The 24,061-nt window shown below is 37.0% G+C and carries 23 protein-coding genes and 1 other annotated feature; of the genes, 1 reads left to right on the top strand and 22 read right to left on the bottom strand.

Annotation, left to right across the window (positions count from 1 at the left end; all coding sequences use genetic code 11):
- Positions 1-3: 3 nt before the first annotated feature.
- The 13 genes from RYO55_RS07490 to RYO55_RS07430 all read right to left on the bottom strand — a co-directional run bounded on the left by RYO55_RS07490 (position 4) and on the right by RYO55_RS07430 (position 14,801).
- The gene (locus RYO55_RS07490; RefSeq protein WP_302498053.1) at positions 4-537 is read right to left on the bottom strand and encodes an NYN domain-containing protein; all 534 of its coding nucleotides are present in this window, start codon (positions 535-537) and stop codon (positions 4-6) included.
- Positions 538-539: 2 nt separating this feature from the next.
- The gene (gene rlmB, locus RYO55_RS07485; RefSeq protein WP_314984885.1) at positions 540-1,271 is read right to left on the bottom strand and encodes a 23S rRNA (guanosine(2251)-2'-O)-methyltransferase RlmB; all 732 of its coding nucleotides are present in this window, start codon (positions 1,269-1,271) and stop codon (positions 540-542) included.
- A gap of 1 nt (position 1,272) precedes the next feature.
- Positions 1,273-1,749: a Mini-ribonuclease 3 gene (locus RYO55_RS07480; protein ID WP_295815285.1), complete on the bottom strand. Its 477-nt coding sequence runs from the start codon at positions 1,747-1,749 to the stop codon at positions 1,273-1,275.
- A complete protein-coding gene (gene cysS / locus RYO55_RS07475; protein WP_295815284.1) occupies positions 1,739-3,187 on the bottom strand; it encodes a cysteine--tRNA ligase in 1,449 nt (482 codons plus the stop codon). Before cysS ends, RYO55_RS07480 begins: the two co-directional genes overlap by 11 nt.
- 49 nt (positions 3,188-3,236) lie before the next feature.
- Positions 3,237-3,443, bottom strand: a binding site (T-box leader).
- Positions 3,444-3,596: 153 nt separating this feature from the next.
- Positions 3,597-4,550: a bile acid:sodium symporter family protein gene (locus RYO55_RS07470; RefSeq protein WP_233189875.1), complete on the bottom strand. Its 954-nt coding sequence runs from the start codon at positions 4,548-4,550 to the stop codon at positions 3,597-3,599.
- A gap of 136 nt (positions 4,551-4,686) precedes the next feature.
- On the bottom strand, positions 4,687-6,156 hold the full coding sequence (gltX, locus tag RYO55_RS07465) for a glutamate--tRNA ligase (RefSeq protein WP_295815278.1): 1,470 nt from the start codon (positions 6,154-6,156) through the stop codon (positions 4,687-4,689).
- Positions 6,157-6,158: 2 nt separating this feature from the next.
- The gene (gene ispD / locus RYO55_RS07460; RefSeq protein ID WP_314984882.1) at positions 6,159-7,334 is read right to left on the bottom strand and encodes a 2-C-methyl-D-erythritol 4-phosphate cytidylyltransferase; all 1,176 of its coding nucleotides are present in this window, start codon (positions 7,332-7,334) and stop codon (positions 6,159-6,161) included.
- Positions 7,318-8,469 (bottom strand): TRAM domain-containing protein, encoded by a 1,152-nt coding sequence (locus RYO55_RS07455; protein ID WP_314984881.1) that lies wholly within the window; start codon positions 8,467-8,469, stop codon positions 7,318-7,320. Before RYO55_RS07455 ends, ispD begins: the two co-directional genes overlap by 17 nt.
- Positions 8,470-8,484: 15 nt before the next feature.
- Positions 8,485-9,858: a DNA repair protein RadA gene (gene radA, locus RYO55_RS07450; protein WP_314984879.1), complete on the bottom strand. Its 1,374-nt coding sequence runs from the start codon at positions 9,856-9,858 to the stop codon at positions 8,485-8,487.
- Positions 9,859-10,022: 164 nt separating this feature from the next.
- The gene (locus tag RYO55_RS07445) at positions 10,023-12,470 is read right to left on the bottom strand and encodes an ATP-dependent Clp protease ATP-binding subunit (RefSeq protein WP_314984877.1); all 2,448 of its coding nucleotides are present in this window, start codon (positions 12,468-12,470) and stop codon (positions 10,023-10,025) included.
- A 234-nt stretch (positions 12,471-12,704) separates the two neighbouring features.
- Entirely contained in the window at positions 12,705-13,766 is a 1,062-nt protein-coding gene (locus tag RYO55_RS07440; RefSeq protein ID WP_295815267.1) for a protein arginine kinase, read from the bottom strand.
- 9 nt (positions 13,767-13,775) lie between these two features.
- The gene (locus RYO55_RS07435; RefSeq protein WP_314984875.1) at positions 13,776-14,315 is read right to left on the bottom strand and encodes a UvrB/UvrC motif-containing protein; all 540 of its coding nucleotides are present in this window, start codon (positions 14,313-14,315) and stop codon (positions 13,776-13,778) included.
- 6 nt (positions 14,316-14,321) lie between these two features.
- Positions 14,322-14,801, bottom strand: coding sequence for a CtsR family transcriptional regulator (locus tag RYO55_RS07430; RefSeq protein ID WP_004696020.1), 480 nt, complete (start codon positions 14,799-14,801; stop codon positions 14,322-14,324).
- A gap of 213 nt (positions 14,802-15,014) precedes the next feature.
- On the opposite strand from RYO55_RS07430, the gene RYO55_RS07425 reads away from it, so the two are divergent.
- Positions 15,015-15,521, top strand: coding sequence for an S-adenosylmethionine decarboxylase (locus RYO55_RS07425; RefSeq protein ID WP_314984874.1), 507 nt, complete (start codon positions 15,015-15,017; stop codon positions 15,519-15,521).
- An 80-nt stretch (positions 15,522-15,601) separates the two neighbouring features.
- On the opposite strand, the gene RYO55_RS07420 is transcribed toward RYO55_RS07425, so the two are convergent.
- From RYO55_RS07420 to RYO55_RS07380, 9 genes are all read right to left on the bottom strand, one after another.
- Entirely contained in the window at positions 15,602-16,285 is a 684-nt protein-coding gene (locus RYO55_RS07420; RefSeq protein ID WP_012864448.1) for an HAD hydrolase-like protein, read from the bottom strand.
- A 1-nt stretch (position 16,286) separates the two neighbouring features.
- Complete coding sequence (sufU, locus tag RYO55_RS07415; RefSeq protein ID WP_295815258.1) at positions 16,287-16,712, bottom strand: Fe-S cluster assembly sulfur transfer protein SufU; 426 nt, start codon at positions 16,710-16,712, stop codon at positions 16,287-16,289.
- A gap of 13 nt (positions 16,713-16,725) precedes the next feature.
- Complete coding sequence (locus RYO55_RS07410; RefSeq protein ID WP_295815256.1) at positions 16,726-17,955, bottom strand: SufS family cysteine desulfurase; 1,230 nt, start codon at positions 17,953-17,955, stop codon at positions 16,726-16,728.
- Positions 17,956-17,967: 12 nt separating this feature from the next.
- Positions 17,968-19,014: a SufD family Fe-S cluster assembly protein gene (locus RYO55_RS07405; protein ID WP_314984872.1), complete on the bottom strand. Its 1,047-nt coding sequence runs from the start codon at positions 19,012-19,014 to the stop codon at positions 17,968-17,970.
- A gap of 9 nt (positions 19,015-19,023) precedes the next feature.
- Positions 19,024-20,433, bottom strand: a complete 1,410-nt coding sequence (sufB, locus tag RYO55_RS07400; RefSeq protein ID WP_314984871.1) for a Fe-S cluster assembly protein SufB — start codon at positions 20,431-20,433, stop codon at positions 19,024-19,026.
- A gap of 8 nt (positions 20,434-20,441) precedes the next feature.
- Entirely contained in the window at positions 20,442-21,185 is a 744-nt protein-coding gene (sufC, locus tag RYO55_RS07395; RefSeq protein WP_314984870.1) for a Fe-S cluster assembly ATPase SufC, read from the bottom strand.
- Between the two features lie 294 nt (positions 21,186-21,479).
- Positions 21,480-22,736, bottom strand: coding sequence for a diaminopimelate decarboxylase (locus RYO55_RS07390; RefSeq protein ID WP_314984869.1), 1,257 nt, complete (start codon positions 22,734-22,736; stop codon positions 21,480-21,482).
- A 63-nt stretch (positions 22,737-22,799) separates the two neighbouring features.
- Positions 22,800-23,216 (bottom strand): DoxX family protein, encoded by a 417-nt coding sequence (locus RYO55_RS07385; protein WP_295815247.1) that lies wholly within the window; start codon positions 23,214-23,216, stop codon positions 22,800-22,802.
- 333 nt (positions 23,217-23,549) lie between these two features.
- A partial coding sequence (locus RYO55_RS07380; protein ID WP_314984868.1) for a TCP-1/cpn60 chaperonin family protein occupies positions 23,550-24,061 on the bottom strand: 512 nt, incomplete at its 5' end.

The raw sequence follows: 24,061 nt of genomic DNA, 5'->3' as shown, positions 1-24,061 counted from the left end.
CTATCAATGACCTCGACGCAATTTCTCAAGCTTTTCAGCCACTTCAGGAGATAATAAACCTCCCACTTCATTACGACGCACTGAAAATTGATCACGTCTATGTTCATGAGCGTATTGTAATCGCTCCTCTTCCTTAGCAATACGAATCATATTTTGCAACTCACGAGCAGGAATACGCAACCCTCCAGAGCCTAGAATTTGATTTTGTTCTGCTCCATCAGAGGTTACAACATATACATTAGTATATTTGCCTTTACGTAAAAATACCTCTCGTTCAATAAAGGAATCCGCCGTTTCTCCATCCTCAGTATACACTTCAATGAATCCATTTGTAATGGATTCAATAGAGCCTCCAGATTTTGTATATTTACCGTCAAACACAAGGATTACTTCATAGCCCTTGAATTTCCCATAATTTAACAATCTATCTCGAAGTTCCATTCTCGCATGCTCTAAGGACTCATGAGCCAGCTTCTTCAAATGAGTCCATGCAAAAATTACATTGTATCCGTCTACAATTAAGATATCTTTCAGCATAGTTATTTCGCTTGGCGTTGACGTACCGCCTCATACATAAGAACTGCAGCTGCAACAGATGCATTCAAAGAATTCAAATTTCCATACATAGGAATTGTTACAAGGAAATCACAAGCTTCTTTTACAACGCGACTAATCCCCTTACCTTCATTACCAATGACGATAACCGTAGGAATTGTCATATCAGCTTCATACAAGGTACGATCGCCTTCCATATGAGCCCCCATTACCCAAAACCCTTGTTTTTGAAGTTGTTTAATGGTTTGCGCTACATTGCCAATTTGTACAAGTGGAATTTGTTCAATAGCACCTGCAGATGTCTTTGCAACAGTAGCATTAATAGGCGCATTATGTCGTTTAGGAATAAGTACAGCCGTCGCTCCCACACATTCAGCAGTACGAATGATGGCTCCCATATTATGTGGGTCTTCAACACCATCCGTTAAGATGAGTAAAGGAACCTCATGTGTTGTTTCTTGTAATACCTCTCCCAATTCTTTAAATTGAACGGCCGATACAAGAGCTATAACCCCTTGATGTGGTACCTCAAAATCGTACTTATTCATCTGCTTAACTGGTGTTGGTCTAACTTCAATCCCTTGAGATTTAGCAAGACCTACAATATCAGCTAGCCCTGTTTTTACCTTATCTTCGCTGACCAAAATACGTTGAATAGAACGACCACTTTTAAGAGCTTCTTTAACCGCATTGCGACCTACAATATAATTATCCATACTACATACCTCGTAGAGTTATAGAAAAGGCTTGCCCCATAATATGCTGTAAGCGCTCCTCTTGGCGCGTTTCGTAAAGAAATCCTAGTACTGCTTCAAAGGCCGTACTACTGCGATATTCTTGAACAGTACTACTTTTAGGCACATTTACATTACTATTTCTAGCACGGCGTGCAATAGCTTGTTCTTCTTCTGTAAAAGTATCTTCTATTTCTAACAATACTTTCGCCTGTGATTTAGCACAAATAAATTCAGTAACAATTGTATGCAATATCTGTACCTTTGTGATATTCATTTGCACCACGCGTTCACGCACATACATGGAGTATACTGCATCACCGATATATGCTAGCATAACTGCATCAGCACTTAAGCACTCCTCTATTGTTCGTTTGCGCAAACGAAGCGGCTCTTCTTCAAGAGCCGTTAGTTTCTTTATCGCTTCATTCTTTAAGAATTGAAATTGTTTAAACTTCACGTTTTTTCCACCGTGCACCTTGAGGAGAGTCCTCAATGGTAATACCAATCTCAGCTAATCGATCGCGGATACAATCAGCTAATGCCCATTGTTTTTGTTCGCGACAAGCTTGACGTACAGAAAGAATAACTTGCATTAATTCTTCGTATTCAGCAGCATTGGCGCCCGTGTTGCCTTCCCAAGCTTTTTCGAGAACGCCAATAACATCTGTCATAAATTTGAAAATGCGTTTTACTTCAGCAATTGCCTCTTGGCAAACAACGCCTTCTCTACTTGTTACTGCTTGATAATAAATATTTATTTCCTTTGCGAGACCAAACATGCTAGATGTTGCTAAAGCCGTGTTGAAGTCATCGCTCATGGCAACCTCAAATTCTTCTTCGTATTCTTTCGCTTTTTCTAATAAACGTTGAGCTTCATCACATGCACCTGGTTCACATTTTTCAAGATAAAGAAGATTTTCAATAGCTGTGCTTAACCGTTCCAAAGATTTATTAGCTTCTTCTAAACGCTCATCAGAGAAATCTAATGGGCTACGGTAATGCGTGCTCAATAAGAAGTAACGCAATGCATCAGGACTATATTGTTCTAAAATATCTTTTACCAAAAAGAAATTATTCAAGGACTTAGACATTTTTTCAGAATTAATAGTGATAAAACCATTATGCAACCAGTAGCGCACTGCTGGATGTTGACCAGAGCAACCTTCTGATTGAGCAATTTCATTTTCGTGATGTGGGAAAATCAAATCACTACCACCGCCATGGAAGTCAAATTCTGTACCTAAATATTTTTGGCTCATAGCAGAACATTCAATGTGCCAACCTGGACGACCATTCCCCCATGGGCTTTCCCAATAAGGTTCACCAGGTTTTGCTGCTTTCCACAAAGCAAAGTCCATAGGATTCTTCTTACGACCATCTACTTCGATACGTGCGCCTGCTTCCATATCGTCTAATGTACGACCAGATAACTCACCATAATGTTCAAATTTCTCTACACTATAATATACATCGCCATCAAGTTCATAGGCATAGCCCTTGTCAATCAATGTTTGAATCATAGCAATGATATCATCAATATGTGTAGATACACGTGGATAAATGTCTGCACGTTGTACACCAAGCGCATCCATTACTTCAAAATAGCTATCAATATAACGGTTTGCAATGGTGTCCCAAGATACACCTTCACCATTAGATGTGTTGATGATTTTATCATCCACATCAGTAAAGTTTTGTACATATGTTACTTTATAGCCTACATGTTTCATATAGCGACGAATTACGTCCCAAGTTACGAAAGGACGTGCATTGCCAATATGAGGATGATTATATGGTGTAACACCACACACATACATTTTAGCCTCGCCTGGTGTTACAGGATTGAATACCTCTTTTTGGCGCGTCATAGTATTATAAACAGTAATTTCTCTCATCGTTACCGATGCCTCCATTTTTGTAAAATAAAAAAGACCTCTCATCTCATACAGAGACGATGGTCCGCGGTTCCACTCTGTTAGGCACCAACAGTGGTACCCTCTCATCGCATAACGGCGCGTCACCGGACAAACCTACCTATAATCGGAGTGTCAGCTCGTGAATGCATTTCATCTACCTATCCATGAACCCTCCCACCATCGGTTCTCGCTAAAAAGTTAGTTGTAGAGTACTTCTTTCAGTCTCAGCTATTATTATATAATCTATATTTATATATAAAATTATTCTACCAATAATGCTATAGAATGTCAATAATTATAAGAAAAATCCTCATCTTTCAAATGTATCTATTAGTCTATCATACATGCGTATTTTAGCCAACTTAATTAGAAATGATGAGGATTAATATTATGCGTTTTCTAACTTTTCTTGATCATCATGTTTACGGCAAATCCCCGCAAAGATAGAACCCGTAAAGTTATGAATAATGGAAAATACTGCACCTGCTACCGCAGCTTGTGGTGTAAAGTGTTTAAGCGCTAAAGATACGGATAATGCAGAGTTTTGCATAGCCACTTCGATTTGCATAGCACGACGAGATGACACATCAATACTGAGGGCTTTACATACCAAGTATGTCACAACATAACCACTCAAATTTTGTACTAAACATGCTACAAAGATAATGAAACCAGTTTCGGCAATTTGCTTCTGGTTAACTGCAGTTACAGCTGCCAAAATAAGCAATACTGCGATAGCTGCAATTGTTGGACATACAGATTTTACAGGTTCAATTTTTGCGCCAATAAAGTAATTCAATACAATTCCTAAAATAATTGGTACCAACACAATTTTTACAATAGATATAAACATTGGCATAAATTGAATTTCAATAGAAGATGTTGCACCTGCATATAATACGACAAATAAAGGCGTTAAAATAGGTGCCAATAATGTAGATACAGTCGTTGCTGATACGGATAAAGGAACATTACCATTTGCAAGGAAGGTCATTACATTAGAAGCAGTACCTCCAGGACATGCACCTAACAAGATAAAACCAATCCCAACTTCTGGTGGAAAATTAAATGCTAAGGCTACTAAGAAACCTGCTAATGGCATCCATAAGAATTGGATTACGGATACAAGAATAACCTTCATTGGTTGCTTAAATACATCAATAAAGACTTGAGCTGTTAATGTTAACCCCATCGCAAACATAACAAACTGTAGCATGTAAGCAATATAAGGAGTCATCCAAGAAAATACTGCAGGTAGCATATATGCTAAAACAGCCATCAATAGTACTATCCATGATAGATAACTATTGAATAAGTGATTAATAGAACGAATAACACTCATAAAAACACTCGCTTTCATAATAAATCAAAATTTAATACGCCGATTATTATAGCATTTCTATAGAATATTAACAACATATACAAAAAGAGTTCACATAACACCTGTTACGTGAACTCCTTTGATTAATTGATAAAATTTATTTTGTTAATGCACCTACATTATCTAAACGATGTAAGCACTTTTCTTTACCAAGTAATGTGACAATATTATTCAAATCTGGACCATGCATTTGACCTGTTAAAGCTACACGAATTGGCATAAATACGAATTTACCTTTTAAAGAGGTTTCTTTCATTACCGCCTTGATTGTTGCTTTTACAACTTCAGGTGTAATTTCATCAAGTTCAGCCAATGCATTCCGGAAAGCGCCGAGAACTGTTGGGGCTGTTTCTTCCTTCAATACAGCACGCAACTCCTCTTCATGCCCCTCTTCAAGGAATACTGTTTCGCCCATAAACAAACCTACATGATCTTTAATTTGAGCACCATAGCTAATATGATCACGGAATGTAGAGCATAACAATGTCAACCAATCGATATCAACTTGATTCAAGCTATCTGGAGCTAAACCAACCTCTTTCAAATGTGGTAAACAAAGGTGGAATAACTCTTCATCACTCAAATTCTTCATGTAGTGGAAATTTATATGGTTTAACTTATCAATATCAAATACAGCAGGATTTTTCGCTACCCGATCCATAGAGAAAGCCTGAATCAATTCATCTTGTGTGAAGAATTCTTCTTCACCTTCAGGAGCCCAACCAAGAAGTGCCAAGAAGTTTACAAGTGCTTCTGGCAAATAACCTAATTGTTTGTATTGTTCAACAGAAGTAGCACCATGACGTTTAGACATTTTCTTGTAGTCTTTACCAAGAATTAAGGAAATATGACCAAACTTAGGAACTTCCCAGCCAAGAGCTTCATATATGGCCATTTGTCGAGGTGTATTGGATAGATGTTCTTCTGCACGAATAACGTGAGTAATCCCCATCATATGATCGTCCATTACTACGGCAAAATTATATACAGGAATGCCATCAGATTTTACAATTACAAAATCACCAACACCATTAGATTCAAAGGATACATGCCCACGTACCATATCATCAAAAGCATATGTTTTATTCAACGGTACACGCAAACGAATTGTAGGTTTACGACCTTCTGCAATGTATTTAGCCTTTGTCTCTTCATCTAAGTGTTCACAATGACCGTTGTATTTCGGTGTTTCCCCACGCTCCATTTGATTTTGACGCACCGCATCTAACTCTTCAGGGGTGCAATAACACTCATAAGCTTTACCTTCATCCAATAAGCGTTGTGTTACTTTTTTATATAAATCAAGACGTTCTGTTTGACGGTAAGGACCATTATTACCACCTACATCAATGCCTTCATCCCAGTTCATGCCAAGCCATTGTAAGGAAGCCTTAATATTCTCTTCACTTTCACGTGTAGAACGAGTTAAATCCGTATCTTCAATGCGCAACACAAATGTGCCTTTTTCCTTACGTGCTAATAACCAGTTAAACAAAGCAGAACGAGCACCACCAATATGGAATGGACCCGTAGGGCTTGGAGCAAAACGAACTTTCATGGAACTCATGATTAAATCTCTCCTTCATATACAGAAACGACAGCTTGTGCAGCAATACCTTCGCGGCGCCCAATGGCACCTAGCATTTCATTCGTTGTCGCTTTAATACTAATGCGATCTAATGGTATCTCTAATATAGACTGTAAATTAGCCTTCATCATATCGATGTGAGGCTTTAATTTAGGTGTCTCAGAAATAACCATAATATCAATATTATAGGCTTGTAACCCACGTTCTTTCAATAAGGAATTTACTTTTTCTAATAAAAGCATGCTAGAAATCCCTTTATACTGGTCATCTTCAGGTGGAAAATAGTATCCGATATCCCGTAAACCTGCAGCACCCAACATGGCATCCATCAAGGCATGAATAAGAACATCCGCATCGGAGTGACCATCAGGGCCAAGGTCAGATTCTATATGAACACCACCTAAGATACAAGGACGACCTGCTTTTAATTGATGAATATCATAACCAAATCCAACGCGCATACGTTTATCCTCAATTCCTAAATATCGTTTAGCTACTGCAATATCATTTGGTGTTGTCACTTTAATATTACAATAATTTCCTTCAACTATATGTACAGGCTTACCTACATACTCAACTAATGATACATCATCAGTACCAAGATATTTTGTTTCATATGCCGCTTGATGAGCCTCTGCAAATAATTCTTTTTGAAAGCCTTGTGGAGTTTGAATTTGGTATAGTTCACTGCGCTGTAATGTTTCTAGAACATTATGGTCCGTATCAACTCGTTTAATCGTATCCGTAGCAGGAACCCCAACGGTAGCAGCTCCATGTTCTACTGCAGCGCTAACAACAGCATCAAACAGCTCCGTTGATGCTAATGGGCGTGCCCCATCGTGAACAAGAACAATATTACTTATATCTGCAACAAATTTAAGGCCACATGCTACAGAGTCTTGACGCTCTTTTCCACCAAGTACTATCTGAACTGGAACAGTCAAATCCAACTCTTGTAAATGTTTTGTCATATACTCTTGTTCACCTTCGGCTACAACAAGAATAATCTCTTTCAAGCCATCAACATTTGCTACATTTTGCAATGTACGCTGAATGATGGAGAATCGTCCCAAAGGGATAAATATCTTATTTTCTTTGTACCCCATGCGACGCCCTGCACCTGCGGCGAGAACAATACAACTAATTACCTTGTCCATTTTGTCCTCCATCTACACGAGCAAAGATCATGCGACCTGCACTCGTTTGTAATATGGATGTAACCATAACCTCCACATTTTGACCAACATAAGGCTTACCATCCTCTACGACAATCATCGTACCATCATCAAGATACGCTACACCTTGGTGTACTTCCTTACCTTCTTTCATGATTTGTACGCGAATCCACTCACCTGCAATAAGAGCTGGTTTTAATACATTCGCCAATTCATTGAGGTTAAGAACTTCAATACCTTGTACACGAGCCACCTTGTTCAAGTTAAAATCGTTAGTCATCAATTTCCATTGCTTATCTAAAGCAAGTCGCATAAGTTTTGAATCAACTTCTACAAGATCATCATAATCATCTTCAACAATTTCTATAGCTACCTTATTGGCATCTTGCATATCTTTTAAAATATCAAGACCACGTCGACCACGATTGCGTTTCGTAGCATCCGCAGAGTCAGAAATTACCTGTAACTCATTTAATACAAATAGTGGTACCATAAGAGGCCCTTCAATAAAGCCTGTAGCACATAGTTCTTTGATACGACCGTCAATAATAACTGAAGTATCTAGTAATTTTGGCGTACTAGAGGATTTATCTAATTTATGAGTTGAAAACATTTTAAAACGACTTGTTTTTTTAGTACCGTCTCCTCCCCATTGTTGTACGTAGTTATTGTACATTTCGGGGCCTTTACGAGCCATGATTTTAAGTCCACTATATCCAAAAATAGCACTCAGAATTATAGGAATATAAGGTCCTATAATAGGCACTTGATTGAATGCAACACCAATTAAATTTGCAATAATAAGACCGAATAATAAACCGATGGTGCCTGCAATCAATTCTTGATTTGGAATATGAGTAAGAATACGCTCTAATCGTTTAGCAATTACTAAACCTTGTTTCAAAATAAATGAGGAAATCAAATAGCCAATAATAAGGCCTAACAATGTACCAACAATTAATACTGCAATGCGTGCAATTGTTAATGACATATCCCCAAAGGATTCAAATTGAGAGACTAAATATGGATCGATAATAGGTGCTAAGCTATCCATCCCCACATAAGCTGCTGTACCTACTAGGATGGCTATTACATAGCGCAAAATCCGATAAATCATGAATTCACCTCCTAATTATGAAAATACGAGCTGCATCGCCTCTTGTATAGATTTGACGCCTCTAATTTTGATAGAACTATCATTATCCTTAATTTGCTTATAATTGCCGTCAGGAATAATAAACTTTTTAAAGCCTAATTTCTTAGCTTCATTAATACGCTGTTCAATGCGAGGAATACTGCGAACATTTCCAGTTAAGCCCACTTCACCTAAAATTACCATATCTGTTGGAACGATTCGATTTTTTAGGTTTGACACAATGGCAACCGCCATAGATAAATCACAAGCAGGTTCATTTACCTTGAGACCACCGATAACATTTACATATACATCTTTATTACCTAATGTAAAGCCACAGCGTTTTTCTAAAACAGCCAATAATACGATTAATCGATTGAGATCGTAACCTATCGCCGTGCGTCGTGGCATACCAAAGGACGTAGTAACGACTAAGCTTTGTACCTCTACTAAGATGGGACGAACCCCTTCAAGGTAAATCATGACGGCACTGCCGCTTTCTTCATCGGAACGCTCGGCTAAAAGAGAAGCGGACGGATTGGACAATTCCTGTAACCCTTCCTCTACCATAGCAAAAATGCCTGTTTCTGATGTAGAGCCAAAACGGTTTTTAATAGACCGTAATATACGGAATTGATAGGAACGCTCCCCTTCAAAGTAAAGCACTACGTCTACCATATGTTCTAACATACGTGGACCAGCGATATTGCCCTCTTTCGTTACATGCCCAATGATAACGGTTGGAATATTTCGTTCTTTACAGAAGCGAAGTAGGCGAGATGTACATTCACGAACTTGACTTACACTGCCTGGTGCAGCATCTATATCTCCCGTATACATAGTTTGAATAGAATCAATGACTAGTAAGGATGGAGTCATTGCATCGGCCTGCTCTAATATATGATCTAAATCTGTATCTGCAATAACTTGTAACCGTTCACTATTGATATGCAGTCGCTCTGCTCGAAGCTTAAGTTGTAACTGAGACTCTTCACCAGATGCATAAAGAACAGCACCTACTGTATCGGCTACCTTCTGAGACACCTGTAGTAACAAAGTAGATTTACCAATGCCAGGATCGCCACCTAAAAGCATAAGTGCACCAGGTACTATTCCACCACCTAATACTCGGTCAATTTCACCAAAGGTTGTGGATATACGTGCAATAGAAGAGATTTCAATATCTGGCAAGGCCGTAGGCTTCGTTGATTGGTTTCCTACACCACGAGAAGGTGTGCGGCTATGTTTAGTTTCTTTAATGATTTCTTCAACTAATGTATTCCATTCACCACATTGTGGACAACGGCCCATCCATTTAGAGGATTCAGCCCCACAATTTTGACAGAAGAATACTGATTTCGCTTTTGCCATAATACCTCAAAACTTTTAAAAAGAAAGGTCATGAATGATAACCATTCATGACCTTTTATGCATAATTTTACTACATGGTTAACTATCATCATTCTATAGTATACCATTTAACTTATATTTTTTATATGAAAGGTAGTCATCAACTGTATAATTTGTATTTTTTATCATATTGATACAACAAGATCATTATCCTTTGCATCTACTTTAATTATTTTGCCTTCTTTTGCATCTCCTTTCAAAATAAGATCCGACACTGGGTCCTCAATTAAACGTTGAATAGCACGTTTTAATGGTCGAGCCCCCATTGTAAAATCAGAGCCTTCCTTAACGAGTAATTTCATAGCCTCTGTAGTGATTTCTAAGTGCAAATCACGTTCTTCAAGGCGTTTTGTAACATCGCTCATCAAGATGGTTACAATTTCTTTTAAGTCCTCTTCTGTTAACGGATGGAACACAATCATTTCGTCAATACGATTTAAAAACTCAGGTCTAAAATGACGTTTCACCGCATCCATTACCGACTTCTTAGCCTCTTTAAAATCAATTCCTTTATTTTCATCTACATTAGAATCAGCCTTTTTAGCTGCTAAGAAACCAAGTTCTGGAGAGTTCTTATGTAAAGCTTTAGCACCTAAATTACTTGTCATGATTATAACTGTATTTCTGAAATCTACAGTTCTACCTTGACTATCAGTAAGACGACCATCATCAAGAACTTGTAACAAGATATTAAAGAAATCTGCATGCGCCTTTTCCACTTCATCGAGGAGAATAACGCTATATGGTTTGCGACGTACCGCATCTGTTAACTGACCACCCTCTTCATAACCTACATAGCCTGGAGGTGCCCCGACTAAGCGAGATACAGTATGTTTTTCCATATATTCAGACATATCAAGTCGAATCATAGCAGATTCATTGCCGAACAAGGAGGATGCAAGTGCTCTAGCTAGCTCAGTTTTCCCCACTCCTGTTGGCCCAAGGAACAAAAATGAACCTATAGGACGTTTTGGGTCTTTTAATCCAGCCCTTGCACGGCGTACAGCTTTAGCTACAGCGGTAACAGCCTCATCTTGACCTACTACGCGTTTATGAAGTTCTTCTTCTAAATGAAGTAAGGTTTCAGACTCTTCTTCTGCAATTTTAGCTACTGGAATGCCTGTCCATTGCGCTACTACAGTAGCTATATCTTCCTCTGTTACTATTAACTTTTGATCGCTTTTTTCTTTAGCGACAGATTTTTTATCACCAATTTCTTTTAAAAGTGATTTTTCTTCATCGCGAAGCTTTGCAGCCTTTTCAAAATCTTGAGACGTAACAGCAGCTTCTTTTTCTTTCTTAACTGTATTGAGGCGATCCTCTAACGCCTTAACATCAGGTGCTGCAGAAAATACTTTCATACGAACTTTAGATGCAGCTTCATCTACTACATCAATAGCCTTATCAGGCAAGAATCTATCTGTAATATATCGGTTAGATAAGGATACAGCCGCTTTTAATGCTTCATCTGTAATCTTAGCCTTATGAAAGGCTTCGTACCGATCTCTTAAACCCTTCAAAATTTCAAGAGCATCCTCTTCGTTGGGCTCTCCTACTTGAACAGGTTGAAAACGACGCTCTAGAGCGGCATCTTTTTCTATATGCTTCTTATATTCATCGAGTGTTGTGGCACCGATAACTTGGAATTCACCACGTGCCAAAGCAGGCTTTAAGATATTCGCTGCATCCATAGCACCTTCAGTAGCACCTGCCCCAACCAATGTATGAATTTCATCTATAAAGATAATCATATCATCATGTTGTTGTACTTCATCGATTGCTTTTTTCAACCGTTCTTCAAATTCACCACGGTACTTGGCACCCGCTAACATAGAACCGATACTAATAGAAATAATGCGTTTATTACGTAAAATCTCCGGTACATTACCAGTCACAATGCGCTGTGCCAATCCTTCAGCAATAGCTGTTTTACCTACACCTGGTTCACCGATAAGAACAGGATTATTTTTAGTTCTACGACTAAGAATTTGAATGACTCGTTGAATCTCTGTATCGCGACCAATAACAGGATCAATCTTACCTTGTTTAGCAGACTCATTAAGATCGGTTGCAAAATCAGACAACTCACCTAAATCATTGTTGCTATTTAATCCCTCTTGACCACCATTGTTGCTGCCTTTATTCGAGCCAAGAATACTGCGAATTGCTTCTACTACGTCATTACTACGTATATTCATAGCTCGTAAAATAGCAACGGCAACGCCGCTACCATCACTAAGTAGGCCCAATAAAATATGCTCAGTACCAACGTAGTTGTGATTCATGTGATTTGCTACTTGAATAGCAAGCTCAAGTACATGTTTAACGCGAGGTGTCATATATATTGATGTTGCCTTTTTATTACCACGACCTACATGTCGTTCTACAGCTTCAAAAATATCTTCTGTAACAAGACCAAGCTCTTCTAATGCTTTAGCGGCTACCCCATTTTTAACCTTTGTAAGGCCGATGAGTACGTGTTCAGTACCGACATAGTCATGTCCTAACTCCAAAGCAGCCTCTTGAGCTAACGAAAGAACACGCTGTGCATCGTCTGTAAACCGTTGCATCATAATATCACCTCATCTATCTATGTAAATTGTAATTGTTTCTCTTCAAATATATATAAACAATGGTCAAATAACCATTGGAATATCAAAAACTGATATTAAACCCATTAATCTATTATGCTATCTAGTATATATATCTACTATTTCTTACAAATCTCTTAATAGTTAAACTAAAAAATTATATAAATCAAGCTATACAAAATAAATAATCATGCACTGATTTTTTATTTGCTTATATTATTTTGAAAGTTTTTGACGTATCACTTTTGCACGATAGCTATCTCGATCAGCATCTGTCAAATTTTCATTTCCTAAGTATTTACAGAGAAAGTTTGGTCTAGTTATAGCAACAAGCTCATTAAAAGTATCCTTACCCCAAGAAGGTAATATTTCTAAATCTACACCTAATTGAATATCACTAAGCTTACTAAGTGCCTCTTTACCGTTTACACGTCGTGCATATTGTAAAACTCCATAAGATCGCCACAGTATATCTTCCAAACCTTCTTTATCATTATGTAATAAAGACTGCCGAGACTTTCGTTCTTCTGCAATAATTCCTTCTACGATTTTATTCAATTGCTCAATAGTCGCTTCTTCACTAATCCCCATCGTTCGTTGATTAGAAATCTGATAAATACAACCCAAAGCCTCAGAACCTTCACCATACAACCCTCGTACAGAGTAACCTAGTTGTATTATGTTACGAATGAGTCTCGTAATACGACCAGATAAGGTCAATGCGGGTAAATGTAACATAACAGATGCTCGTAAACCTGTACCCACATTAGTGGGACAAGCAGTTAAATAACCAAATCGCTCATCAAAGGCATAAGGGTATTTTTCTTCGATGGCTTTATCAATTTGAACTGCATGATTATAAGCTTGTTGCAATTTAAGTCCTGAAGCCATAGATTGAATACGTAAATGATCTTCTTCATTTACCATAATTACGATAGAAGCATCATCAGATACGATCAAATTACGATAGGGCAAATGTTCCTCTAAAGCAGGACTCATTAAATGCTTTTCAACTAAAACAGCACGTTCACTTTGACTTAATTGCTCAAGGCTGATATTTGTATATTGATGTCCATCAGCCTTTTTTAATATTGGCAATAAGCCTCGAGAGATTGTATTTACTTTTTCCAAGGAAACTGTATCTTCACGATTCGTAAACAATATATCATCAAAATTTCTCGCCAATCGTATACGGCTTGAAATTACAATATGGTCTGTCGCCTCTGCATCCTGACACAGCCACTGACTTAGAGGAGAGTCCAATATAGTATCTAACATAAGAACCTCCTACTCTTTATCACCATCGATGATGACTTCTAACTCTTTAATTTTATCTCTTAAGATTGCGGCTTCTTCAAAGTGTTCAGCTTGAATAGCTGTATCTAATTGATGACGCAATTTCTTTACTTCATATTTTGCTTTAAATACATTTGTACCACGACTAGGTACCGTTCCTTCATACTCAGAACTACCTTGTATTCGTTCTAATAATGGATTTATTTCACTATTAAAAGTCTCATAACATTGACCACAGCCAAACTTACCTACCCGATTGAATTCATCATAAGTAATACCACACTGAGGGCATCTCTTAGATTGATGAGCTTTTAATAAGTTATCTGGATACACCATATTCTTAAAAAAATCATTAGTAAAAAAGTTATTATCCCACATATCATTCATAAAAGAACTATAAGGAGATAATTTCCCAGCTTGTTGTAACTCGGTGGCACAAGCACTGCAAAGATGTTGCTCAGTCTTTTGATTATTTATGATATTAGTCATATGGATAGTAGCTTCATTTTTATGGCAATGATCACATAACACAAATCATCACTCCTTCCGTAAAGTGTCCACCATTGATGCATATAATTGACGAACAGCATCATTACGTTCTTCTACGTCTACATTTTCAATTAATGTAGCAAAAGAATTATGCATCAATTGAGCTTCACGACGGGTAATCTTTTCAGATTGTAATAATTGAAATAATGATTGATCTACATCTCGCATATCAATTAATCGTTCTACCGTATTTGGACCTTCATAAATCCGATAAGTTGTAACAGCAGGTAAAGAATCTGAACTTTCTGGGTTAATTTTTTTGATTCGAATATATCCACCCAAGCCACGTCTTGACTCAACATCAAAACCGCGCTCATTAGAAAAACGCGTACTTAACACGTAACTAATTTGGGATGGCGCACAATCTAATTCATCAGCCAATTCATTACGCTTTAAAATTAGCTTTTCTTGTTCTTCACGCATACGGTCTAATATAAATTTTTCTATTTTATCAGCTATCATACTCATAAAAAACACCCCTTTAAAGTTTATTTACTATAGTTTTGACTATTTGTTCTTTAGCATAGCTCTATTATATTTGACTTTTTGACCTTAGTCAACATAAAAGTCAAATTTCATAAAAATAACGTTTGACTTTTAATGTATTCTCATATAATTGGACTTAATGCTTAAATCTATGTATAATAAATGAGATATTATTTTCCGAAGGAAGGTGTTGTTATGGCAGAAGCATTAGGACAAGAACTGTTAATTGATTTATATTCCTGCGATGAAGACGCAATTTCATCCGCTACAGCTGTACAGGAAAGTGTAGCAACCGCATTTGACTTAGCTGAACTTGATGTAGATGAAATCAGTTGTCAGGTTATGGACGAGGAAATCGCCCTCCTTTCTGTCGCACCAGATTTTCACTTTACATTGCACACATATCCTGCACTTGGTTATGTAGCAGTTGATTTGTATTCCTTCGAGCAAACATTACCGCTTACATTAATTATGAAAGCCTTACGTAAATCTTTTAGAGCTGAAAAAGTAAAGGCAACAAGTGTGCAACGTGGCGACTTTGGTAACGAACGTGATATGAAGCCACGTCGCAAAACTAAGATTACTACACTTGGTCGTGTTTCTCGTACACGCATCCAACTCAAACAAACAGGAGGCAAGTTGAAAAAACAAAGTGCTAAAGTTATCAAAACATTAGCTAAAAAGAGTGGCCTAAAAAAATAACATAAAATGAAAATGCAAAAAAGCTAGAGGATGCCCTCTAGCTTTTTATTTGGGTTGATATGTAATTCTATTTATATAGCTTATCTACGAACCATCATTTCTTCAAGATTGAGAACATCAGCAATTTCATCAACATCATCACAGATATATTCAGCATCCGCTTCTTTTAACTCAGATTCTGTACCGTAACCATAAGTAACACCGATGGAGATACAGCCAAGTTCATTAGCTGCTTCTACATCGTACTTACGATCTCCAACCATGAATGTCAATCGACGACCATTTTCATCAGTTAATGGGTTACCACATAGCGTGAGAGCTTTTTCAAGAATTTCTTTTTTGTGTAACAATCCCGCTTCGTAATTAGCACCAACAATAACATCAAAGTATGGTGTCAATTCAAAGTGATCAAGAATATCTTTAGCATAATGTTCTGGTTTTGCAGTAGCTACAGCTATAGTATATTGTTCAGTTTTGCATTTAGCCAATAAGTCTACAATATTCGGATATACTTTATTTTCAAATTTACCAATGGTACCATAACGTTCACGGAATTTAAAGTATGTTTCTTCCGCTTGCTCAAAGGTCAGACCACAATATTCTTGAAAAGCATCTACCAATGGTGGTCCTAAGAACAATTGTAATGTTTCTTCATCAGGTACAGTATAACCGAAATGTTCCAATGCAAATTTAATGCTTTTAAGAATACCTTCTTGAGAGTCAGTTAAAGTTCCATCTAAATCAAATAATATCGTTTTCTTCATATTATTTCTTTAAAGCCTCTTTCAATGTATGCCATGCAAGAACTGCACATTTTACACGTGCTGGCATGTTAGAAATATTTTGTAGAGCCATAGCATCTTCTAATTCTTCTAACTCATTTTCATCGGTAATCTCTTTTTTAATCATACCTAAGAAAATTTCAACCAAACGAAGCGCTTCCTCAACGGATTTGCCCTTAATAATATCAATCATCATAGATGCAGATGCTTGGCTAATAGCACAGCCAGAACCTGTATATGCAGCATCTTTAATGATACCATCTACTACATTGAGTTGTAATGTTAAATCATCACCACAACTAGGGTTATGGCCATGTTCAGAATTTGTAAATTCAGCTAATTCATGCTTATTACGTTTATCTTGGTTATGTTCCAAAATAAGTTCCGTATATAATTGATCCATTTCCATTGTGGCAATTCTCCTAATCTTTAAAACCCATTACTGAACGAACAGTCTTCAATACTTCAAGGAACGCGTCTAAATCTTCCTTGCGAGTGTATAAGTACATGCTTAAACGAGTGGATGCAGATACATTGTAGAACGCACCTAATGGTTGTGCACAATGATGACCAGAACGAACACAGATGCCCTTAGAATCCAAAATTGTAGCTACATCATGAGGATGTACATCATCTACAGTGAACGCAATTACGCCATGTTTTTCCTTAGGGTTTTGAGAACCAATAACATGAACATGTGGCAATTCAACAATCTTTGGAAGAATATAAGCTACTAACTCCTCTTCATAAGCTTCTATAGCATCCATACCAAAAGATTCTAAGTAATCGATAGCTGCATGCAACGAAACAGCACCATCTGCATTCGGAGTACCAGCTTCAAATTTATAAGGTAATTCATTAAATGTGGCAGATTGCTCTTTTACATATTCAATCATATCGCCACCTAATAAGAATGGAGGCATTGCTTCTAGCAATTCACGTTTACCATATAGGACGCCAATACCTTGAGATGCACACATCTTATGTCCAGAGAACACAAAGAAATCACAATCTAATGCTTGAACGTCAATTTTTTTATGAGGTGTAGATTGAGCACCGTCTAGAACAACAATAGCACCTACAGAGTGAGCCTTCTCAGTTAATTCTTTTACAGGGAATTCCATACCAAGCACGTTACTAACATGAGCGAAAGCAACAATTTTAGTCTTTTCATCAATTTTATTGATTTCACCATCTTTTAAGTGCCCATGTTCATCAAGATACATGTATTCTAAGGTTGCCCCTGTTTGCTCTGCTACGTATTGCCATGTTACAAGATTTGCATGATGTTCAGCAACAGTAATGACAATCTTGTCACCTTTTTTCACATTATGAAGGCCATAGCTGTGTGCAATCAAGTTCATTGACTCCGTACTATTACGTGTAAATATAACCTCTTCGCGTTCGCGAGCATTGATAAATTCAACTACGCGATCTCGTGCATTTTCATAGTCTTCAGATGCTTCAATGGCTAAAATATGAGAACCACGATGTGGGTTACCATTACGTTGTGTCATATGTTCCACAACACGGTCAATTACGGACTGTGGAATTTGTGCAGTAGCACCACTATCTAAATAGATAACACGGTGCCCATTATGCTCTTTATGTAATATAGGAAAGTCTTTATATGCTTCTGCAATTGGTCTCATAAAAACGCCTCTTTATATTTTATTACGTACAGCTACTAAAGCCGCTTCTTCAATCGTTTCATCACCAATGCGATCAATAATAGGTCGAATCATAGATTCAACAATGATATGTTTTGCTTCTACCTCACTAAAGCCACGGCTCATGATATAGAACAATTTATTATGATCAATTTGGCCTGCACTTGCTGCATGATTACCAACTACATTATCTTCTTTACACAATAAAAGTGGTAAAGAAATAGATTTTACAGTTGGATCTAACAATAAGCAAGTATCTTCTTCCGCCCCTTCAGAAGCAGTCGCACCACGAAGGAAATCAAGAGTGCCACGGAAGGATTTTTTTGAATTACCGCTTAGAGCACCTAAGGTATGAATATCACTAAATGATTTTTTACCACCATGACTCATAACCATAGAAATATCAAATTTTTGCTCTTTATTACCAAGATAAGCAATGTCATGAACCATACGAGATTCTTGGCCTACTAAATCATGATAGTAATTCAAGATATTTTCACTACCACCAATTTCAATATTGATGTATTCTACATCTGCTTTATCTTCTAATTTAGTGTATCTATGCTCGATATGTTGTACATGTTCAGATAAAAGATTTACCTTTTTTACCACAACCTTACCAGCTTCTTTAACATCATACTCGTTTAAATAGCTAACATTTGTCAATGCATCGCCAGAACCAGTTACATAGAATTGTACTTCTAGTTCAGCACCTTCACCAACGATAAATTGAAAACGATTTGCCACACGAGCATTAGCATCAATGCAGATGCCTACAACTTCCTTTGCCTTAGCTGGAACATTGATAGCATAACCTTCTGCATTATCTACCAACGCTTGAACAGCATCCTTATTAGCACCTTCATATTTAGCATCTAACAGTGCTGTTCCTGTAGGCAACGGTGAAAGTATATTTTGATTCGCTTCTACAGCGATGGATTGTACAGATGTATCTTCTCCAGCTAGAGAGCTTACAGTATGGTTAACACGTAACCATCTGAATGTCGGTCTAGGGAGTTCATTAAATAGTAATTCGCTCATAATTCCTCCTTAACCGATAGAACCTTCTAATTCGAGATTAATTAGATTGTTCATTTCTACAGCATACTCAAGTGGTAATTCTTTGGAGATTGGCTCAACGAAACCACGAACGAGCATTGCACGAGCTTCTTCTTCACTAATACCACGTGTCATAAGATAGAAAATCGCTTCGTCGGAAATACGACCGATTTTAGCTTCATGACCTAAATCCACATTATCGTTTTCTACGATAATAGCTGGAATTGTATCAGATTGAGACTCAGCATCAAGCATCAAGGATTCACAAGAAACTGTTGCTTTGGAATGTTCAGCTTTAGGGCCAATCTTCAAAAGGCCACGATAAATTGCAGCGCCACCGGATTTAGAAATAGATTTAGAGTTTACATTACTTGTTGTATATGGTGCATTATGTACCACTTTACAACCTGTATCGAGGAATTGTCCTTCACCAGCAAATGTTACACCTGTAAATTCAGCATGTGCACCTTCACCATTGAGAATACTCATTGGATACAAACAAGAAACTTTGGAACCAAACGAACCAGATACCCATTCAATTGTGCCATTTTTACCTACTACACAACGTTTTGTGTTAAGGTTGTACATATTTTTAGACCAGTTTTCAATTGTAGAATAACGCAATGTAGCATTATCTTTAACGAACAGTTCAACAGCCCCCGCATGAAGGTTAGACACATCATACTTAGGAGCAGAACAACCTTCGATAAAGTGCAATTTAGCTCCTTCTTCTACAATGATCATCGTATGTTCAAACTGACCAGCACCTGGTGCATTTAAACGGAAGTAGGATTGCAATGGAATTTCTACTTGTACGCCTGCTGGAACGTATACGAAGGAACCACCAGACCAAACGGCACCATGAAGGGCAGCCCATTTATGGTCTGTAGGCGGAATTAATGTCATCCAGTATTTTTTTACGATTTCTTCATACTCATGTAATGCTGTTTCGATATCAGTATAGATAACACCTTGCTTAACAAGATCTTCTTGAATACTGTGGTAAACAACCTCAGAATCATATTGAGCACCAACACCAGCTAGAGATGTTTTTTCCGCTTCTGGAATACCTAAGCGATCAAAAGTACTTTTAATTTCTTCTGGAACTTCATCCCAGTTTTCTTTCATATCTACTTTAGGCTTAACATACGTATGAATATTTGCCATATCCAAGCCCGAGATATCAGGAATCCAATTTGGAATGCCCATACGATTATAGATTTCCAAAGATTTTAAACGGAAATCGAGCATCCATTCTGGTTCATTTTTATTAGACCAAATTTCGCGAATAATATCTTCTGTTAAACCGGCGTCAGAGATATAAGAATATTCAAATTCATTCTTTATATCATAGACGCCACGGTCCATATCCGCGACTTGGGTTTTCTTTCTTTCTTCCATTATGCCTCCTATGCTAATGCTTTGTATGCGTCGTAACCTTTTTCTTCGATTTCACGTACAAGAGAAGCATCACCAGTTTTAACAATCTTGCCATTAATCAATACATGAACATAGTCTGGTTTTAGTTTTTGCAAGATTTGGTTATGATGAGTAATTATCAATACAGCATTTTCTTCGTTATGGAAACGTTGTACCCCTTCAGATACGATACGAACCGCATCTACGTCAAGGCCAGAATCAGTTTCATCAAGAATAGCTAATTTAGGATTCAAAATGGACATTTGAAGAATTTCATTCTTCTTGCGTTCACCACCAGAGAAGCCTTCGTTTACATAACGTTGCGCATAGGATAAATCAAAGGACAATTCATCCATTTTTTCTTTCAATTCTTTTTTGAAAGATAAAGCACGAACGTTTTCACCAGTAATTGTGGATTTAGCTGTACGAATGAAGTTTTCTACAGTAATACCAGGAATAGAAATTGGATTTTGGAAGGACATAAAAATACCCGCTTTTACACGATCGTTTACTGCATCTTCCGTAATATCCTTACCATCAAAAATAATAGAACCACTATCTACTGTATATGTAGAGTTACCCATGATTGCATTAGCAAGTGTAGATTTACCAGCACCATTTGTCCCCATTACAACGTGAATTTCACCTTTATTAATTGTTAAATCAATGCCTTTCAAGATTTGTTTCTCTTCAACAGATACCTTTAAATCTTTTATCTGAAGTAATTCAGCCAAAATGTTCACTCCTTTTATTTGTATGTAACCATAAGAAACATACACTCGTTATATATAAAACGTATATACTGACACATATAAAAAGGCGGTACGCACTAACGTGAATACCGCCGTAATTCTCGCCAACTTAGCAAGTATGTGCATAACAATCTACACTCATTATACATTCTTATCTAAATGATAGCAAGATATTCCTACTAAAATATACAGGAATTAAAAGAATATCAAGTATTACATATATTGATAGATTATTATTAATATTAGTTCTCATCCTATTCGATTCTCAATATTAAATTATAGGTTTGAAAAATCAAGAGTTCCAAATAAATCATCATATGTTTCAGCACGACGAATTTGTGTAACAGAGCCATCTTTATGTAATAATAACTCTGCAGAACGTAATTTACCATTATAATTAAAACCCATAGAATGTCCATGTGCACCAGCATCGTGAATGATGACACGATCTCCAATATCAATTTTGGGTAGCTCTCGTTGAATAGCAAATTTATCATTATTTTCACATAAGGAGCCTGTTACATCATATACATGATCCTTGGGAGCATTTTCTTTACCCATTACAGTAATGTGATGGTAAGAACCATACAATGCCGGACGCATAAGGTTTGCCATACAAGCATCTAAACCGATGTAATGACGATAAATATCTTTTTTATGAATAGCAGTAGAAACAAGGTAACCAAATGGACCTGTTACCATACGCCCACATTCATAAGCCAATGCTACATCAATAAGTCCATTAGCTACTAAAATCCGATTATACGCTTCTTCTACACCCTTACTTAATGCGCGAAAGTCTACTGGTGTTTGTTCTGGTTTATAAGCTACACCTACACCACCACCAAGATCAATGAAATCAACAATGATGCCAAGTTCATTTTTAATATCTACAGCTAGGTTAAAGCAGATTTCTGCAGTACCCACTAAACTATTAATGTCTAGCTCGTTAGAAACAACCATCGTGTGAATACCAAAGTGTTTTACACCTTTGGCTTGTAATTGTTTAAATGCTTCAAATATTTGTTCGCGGGTCATACCATATTTAGCTTCTTCAGGAAGGCCAATAATTGTATTCCCCCCTTCTTTTAAAGAACCCGGATTATAACGCACGCAAAATGTATCTGGTAAAGAACCGTGATTATTCTCTAAATAGTCGATATGTGTAATATCATCAAGATTGATGATTGCACCCATTTCAAGTGCCTTTTTATACTCCACATATGGTGTGTCATTAGATGTGAACATAATATCATGGCCCGTAATACCCACCTTTTCACATAAAATGAGTTCTGCTAAGGAAGAACAGTCTGCACCAACCCCCAGTTTTTGTAATAAACGCATGATATAAGGATTTGGAGTTGCTTTAACTGCAAAATATTGCTTGAATCCCTTATTCCAAGAAAATGCATTGATGAAAGATTTCATATTCTCAATAATTCCTTCTTCATCATAAATATGGAATGGAGTTGGATACTGAGCAATAATATTTTCTAATTGTTCTAAAGTGAATGGAACTGTTTTCTTGTTCATGATAACCTTTCTACATAAATAAAAGACTCATCAGCCGATGAGTCTTTTATCCTAATTTCCTAATTATTTAAATAAAGCTTTATCTAAACTAAAGCGACCAGCACCAGCAAAGAATAGCATAAGTGCACCAAAGCCCAATTGAGATGGATAATCCCAGCTAAAGAAACTACCATTCAAACTCACAATAGTCGCAGTTGCTAAAGTACCTACAACTAGAATAGCACCAATACGTGTAAATAATCCTACTGCAATAAGAATACCACCAATCATTTCTGCAAGTGCTGCCATAGTACCCAACATCTCATAACCACCGGATATACCTAAAGGTGCCAACATAGTTCCTACTTTGTAGAGTCCTTCAGCTCCGCTAAGCCATTTTAAATAACCATGATAAAACATGGAAATGCCCAATGCAAGGCGATAAATTAATAAGCCAAAATTTACATAATTAGGTTTACTTTTAAAAATAAAGTTCAACATAGTGATCCTTCTTTCAATTCAAACATATAAAATCGAATAAATTCGATACGCTAATTATACTATTAGAGAATAACTATGTCAATAAGACTCACTATTAAATTCTATAGAATTATATCATACATTGTATACAAAATCAATTTTATCGATGTAATCAACCTAATTTGGTCACTTTAAATCTGATCAGCTTGAATATAATAATAACTTATTTAAAATATTAAAACATTACAATAAATTAATAAATTAGTAAAAAATAATCCTAATGAATATGAAAAATGTAATTCACAATTCATTAGGATTATTATATTTCTTATATATTTAATTCTAAGCAGTTGATTACATCATACCGCCCATGCCACCCATTGGAGGCATTGCAGGAACTGCTGCATTTTCATCTACCTTATCAGCTACGATTGTTTCAGTAGTTAATACAAGAGATGCGATAGATGCGGCATTTTGAAGGGCAGAACGAGTAACTTTCGCAGGATCAACAATACCAGCTTTAACCATATCGATGTATTCTTCAGACAAGGCATTGAAGCCCACGCCAGATTCAGTATTTTTAACTTTTTCTACTACTACAGAACCTTCAAGACCAGCGTTGTATGCGATTTGACGAAGTGGTTCTTCTACAGCGCGTTTTACAAGGTTAATACCAGTTTGAACATCACCAGTAGCTTTCAATGTATTTAATGCAGGGATGATATCGATGAATGTAGTACCACCACCAGCTACGATACCTTCTTCGACAGCTGCACGGGTTGCATTCAATGCGTCTTCAATGCGAAGCTTCTTATCTTTCATTTCAACTTCTGTAGCAGCACCTACTTCGATAACTGCAACACCAC

It is taken from the genome of uncultured Veillonella sp. (assembly GCF_963551295.1).
Taxonomy (GTDB): domain Bacteria; phylum Bacillota; class Negativicutes; order Veillonellales; family Veillonellaceae; genus Veillonella.
This window is presented reverse-complemented; position numbering and strand designations above follow the sequence as displayed.

Excerpts from the sequence above, each read along its gene's own strand:
- radA (WP_314984879.1), bottom strand. The coding sequence starts at position 9,858 with ATGGCAAAAGCGAAATCAGTATTCTTCTGTCAAAATTGTGGGGCTGAA.
- sufU (WP_295815258.1), bottom strand. The coding sequence starts at position 16,712 with ATGGAAATGGATCAATTATATACGGAACTTATTTTGGAACATAACCAA.
- sufB (WP_314984871.1), bottom strand. The coding sequence starts at position 20,433 with ATGGAAGAAAGAAAGAAAACCCAAGTCGCGGATATGGACCGTGGCGTC.
- RYO55_RS07390 (WP_314984869.1), bottom strand. The coding sequence starts at position 22,736 with ATGAACAAGAAAACAGTTCCATTCACTTTAGAACAATTAGAAAATATT.
- RYO55_RS07420 (WP_012864448.1), bottom strand. The coding sequence starts at position 16,285 with ATGAAGAAAACGATATTATTTGATTTAGATGGAACTTTAACTGACTCT.
- cysS (WP_295815284.1), bottom strand. The coding sequence starts at position 3,187 with ATGAGAGAAATTACTGTTTATAATACTATGACGCGCCAAAAAGAGGTA.
- RYO55_RS07425 (WP_314984874.1), top strand. The coding sequence starts at position 15,015 with ATGGCAGAAGCATTAGGACAAGAACTGTTAATTGATTTATATTCCTGC.
- RYO55_RS07430 (WP_004696020.1), bottom strand. The coding sequence starts at position 14,801 with ATGAGTATGATAGCTGATAAAATAGAAAAATTTATATTAGACCGTATG.
- RYO55_RS07385 (WP_295815247.1), bottom strand. The coding sequence starts at position 23,216 with ATGTTGAACTTTATTTTTAAAAGTAAACCTAATTATGTAAATTTTGGC.
- RYO55_RS07405 (WP_314984872.1), bottom strand. The coding sequence starts at position 19,014 with ATGAGCGAATTACTATTTAATGAACTCCCTAGACCGACATTCAGATGG.
- RYO55_RS07445 (WP_314984877.1), bottom strand. The coding sequence starts at position 12,470 with ATGATGCAACGGTTTACAGACGATGCACAGCGTGTTCTTTCGTTAGCT.
- RYO55_RS07455 (WP_314984881.1), bottom strand. The coding sequence starts at position 8,469 with ATGATTTATCGGATTTTGCGCTATGTAATAGCCATCCTAGTAGGTACA.
- ispD (WP_314984882.1), bottom strand. The coding sequence starts at position 7,334 with ATGGACAAGGTAATTAGTTGTATTGTTCTCGCCGCAGGTGCAGGGCGT.
- RYO55_RS07490 (WP_302498053.1), bottom strand. The coding sequence starts at position 537 with ATGCTGAAAGATATCTTAATTGTAGACGGATACAATGTAATTTTTGCA.
- RYO55_RS07470 (WP_233189875.1), bottom strand. The coding sequence starts at position 4,550 with ATGAGTGTTATTCGTTCTATTAATCACTTATTCAATAGTTATCTATCA.
- RYO55_RS07410 (WP_295815256.1), bottom strand. The coding sequence starts at position 17,955 with ATGAGACCAATTGCAGAAGCATATAAAGACTTTCCTATATTACATAAA.
- RYO55_RS07440 (WP_295815267.1), bottom strand. The coding sequence starts at position 13,766 with ATGTTAGATACTATATTGGACTCTCCTCTAAGTCAGTGGCTGTGTCAG.
- gltX (WP_295815278.1), bottom strand. The coding sequence starts at position 6,156 with ATGAGTTCCATGAAAGTTCGTTTTGCTCCAAGCCCTACGGGTCCATTC.
- rlmB (WP_314984885.1), bottom strand. The coding sequence starts at position 1,271 with ATGGATAATTATATTGTAGGTCGCAATGCGGTTAAAGAAGCTCTTAAA.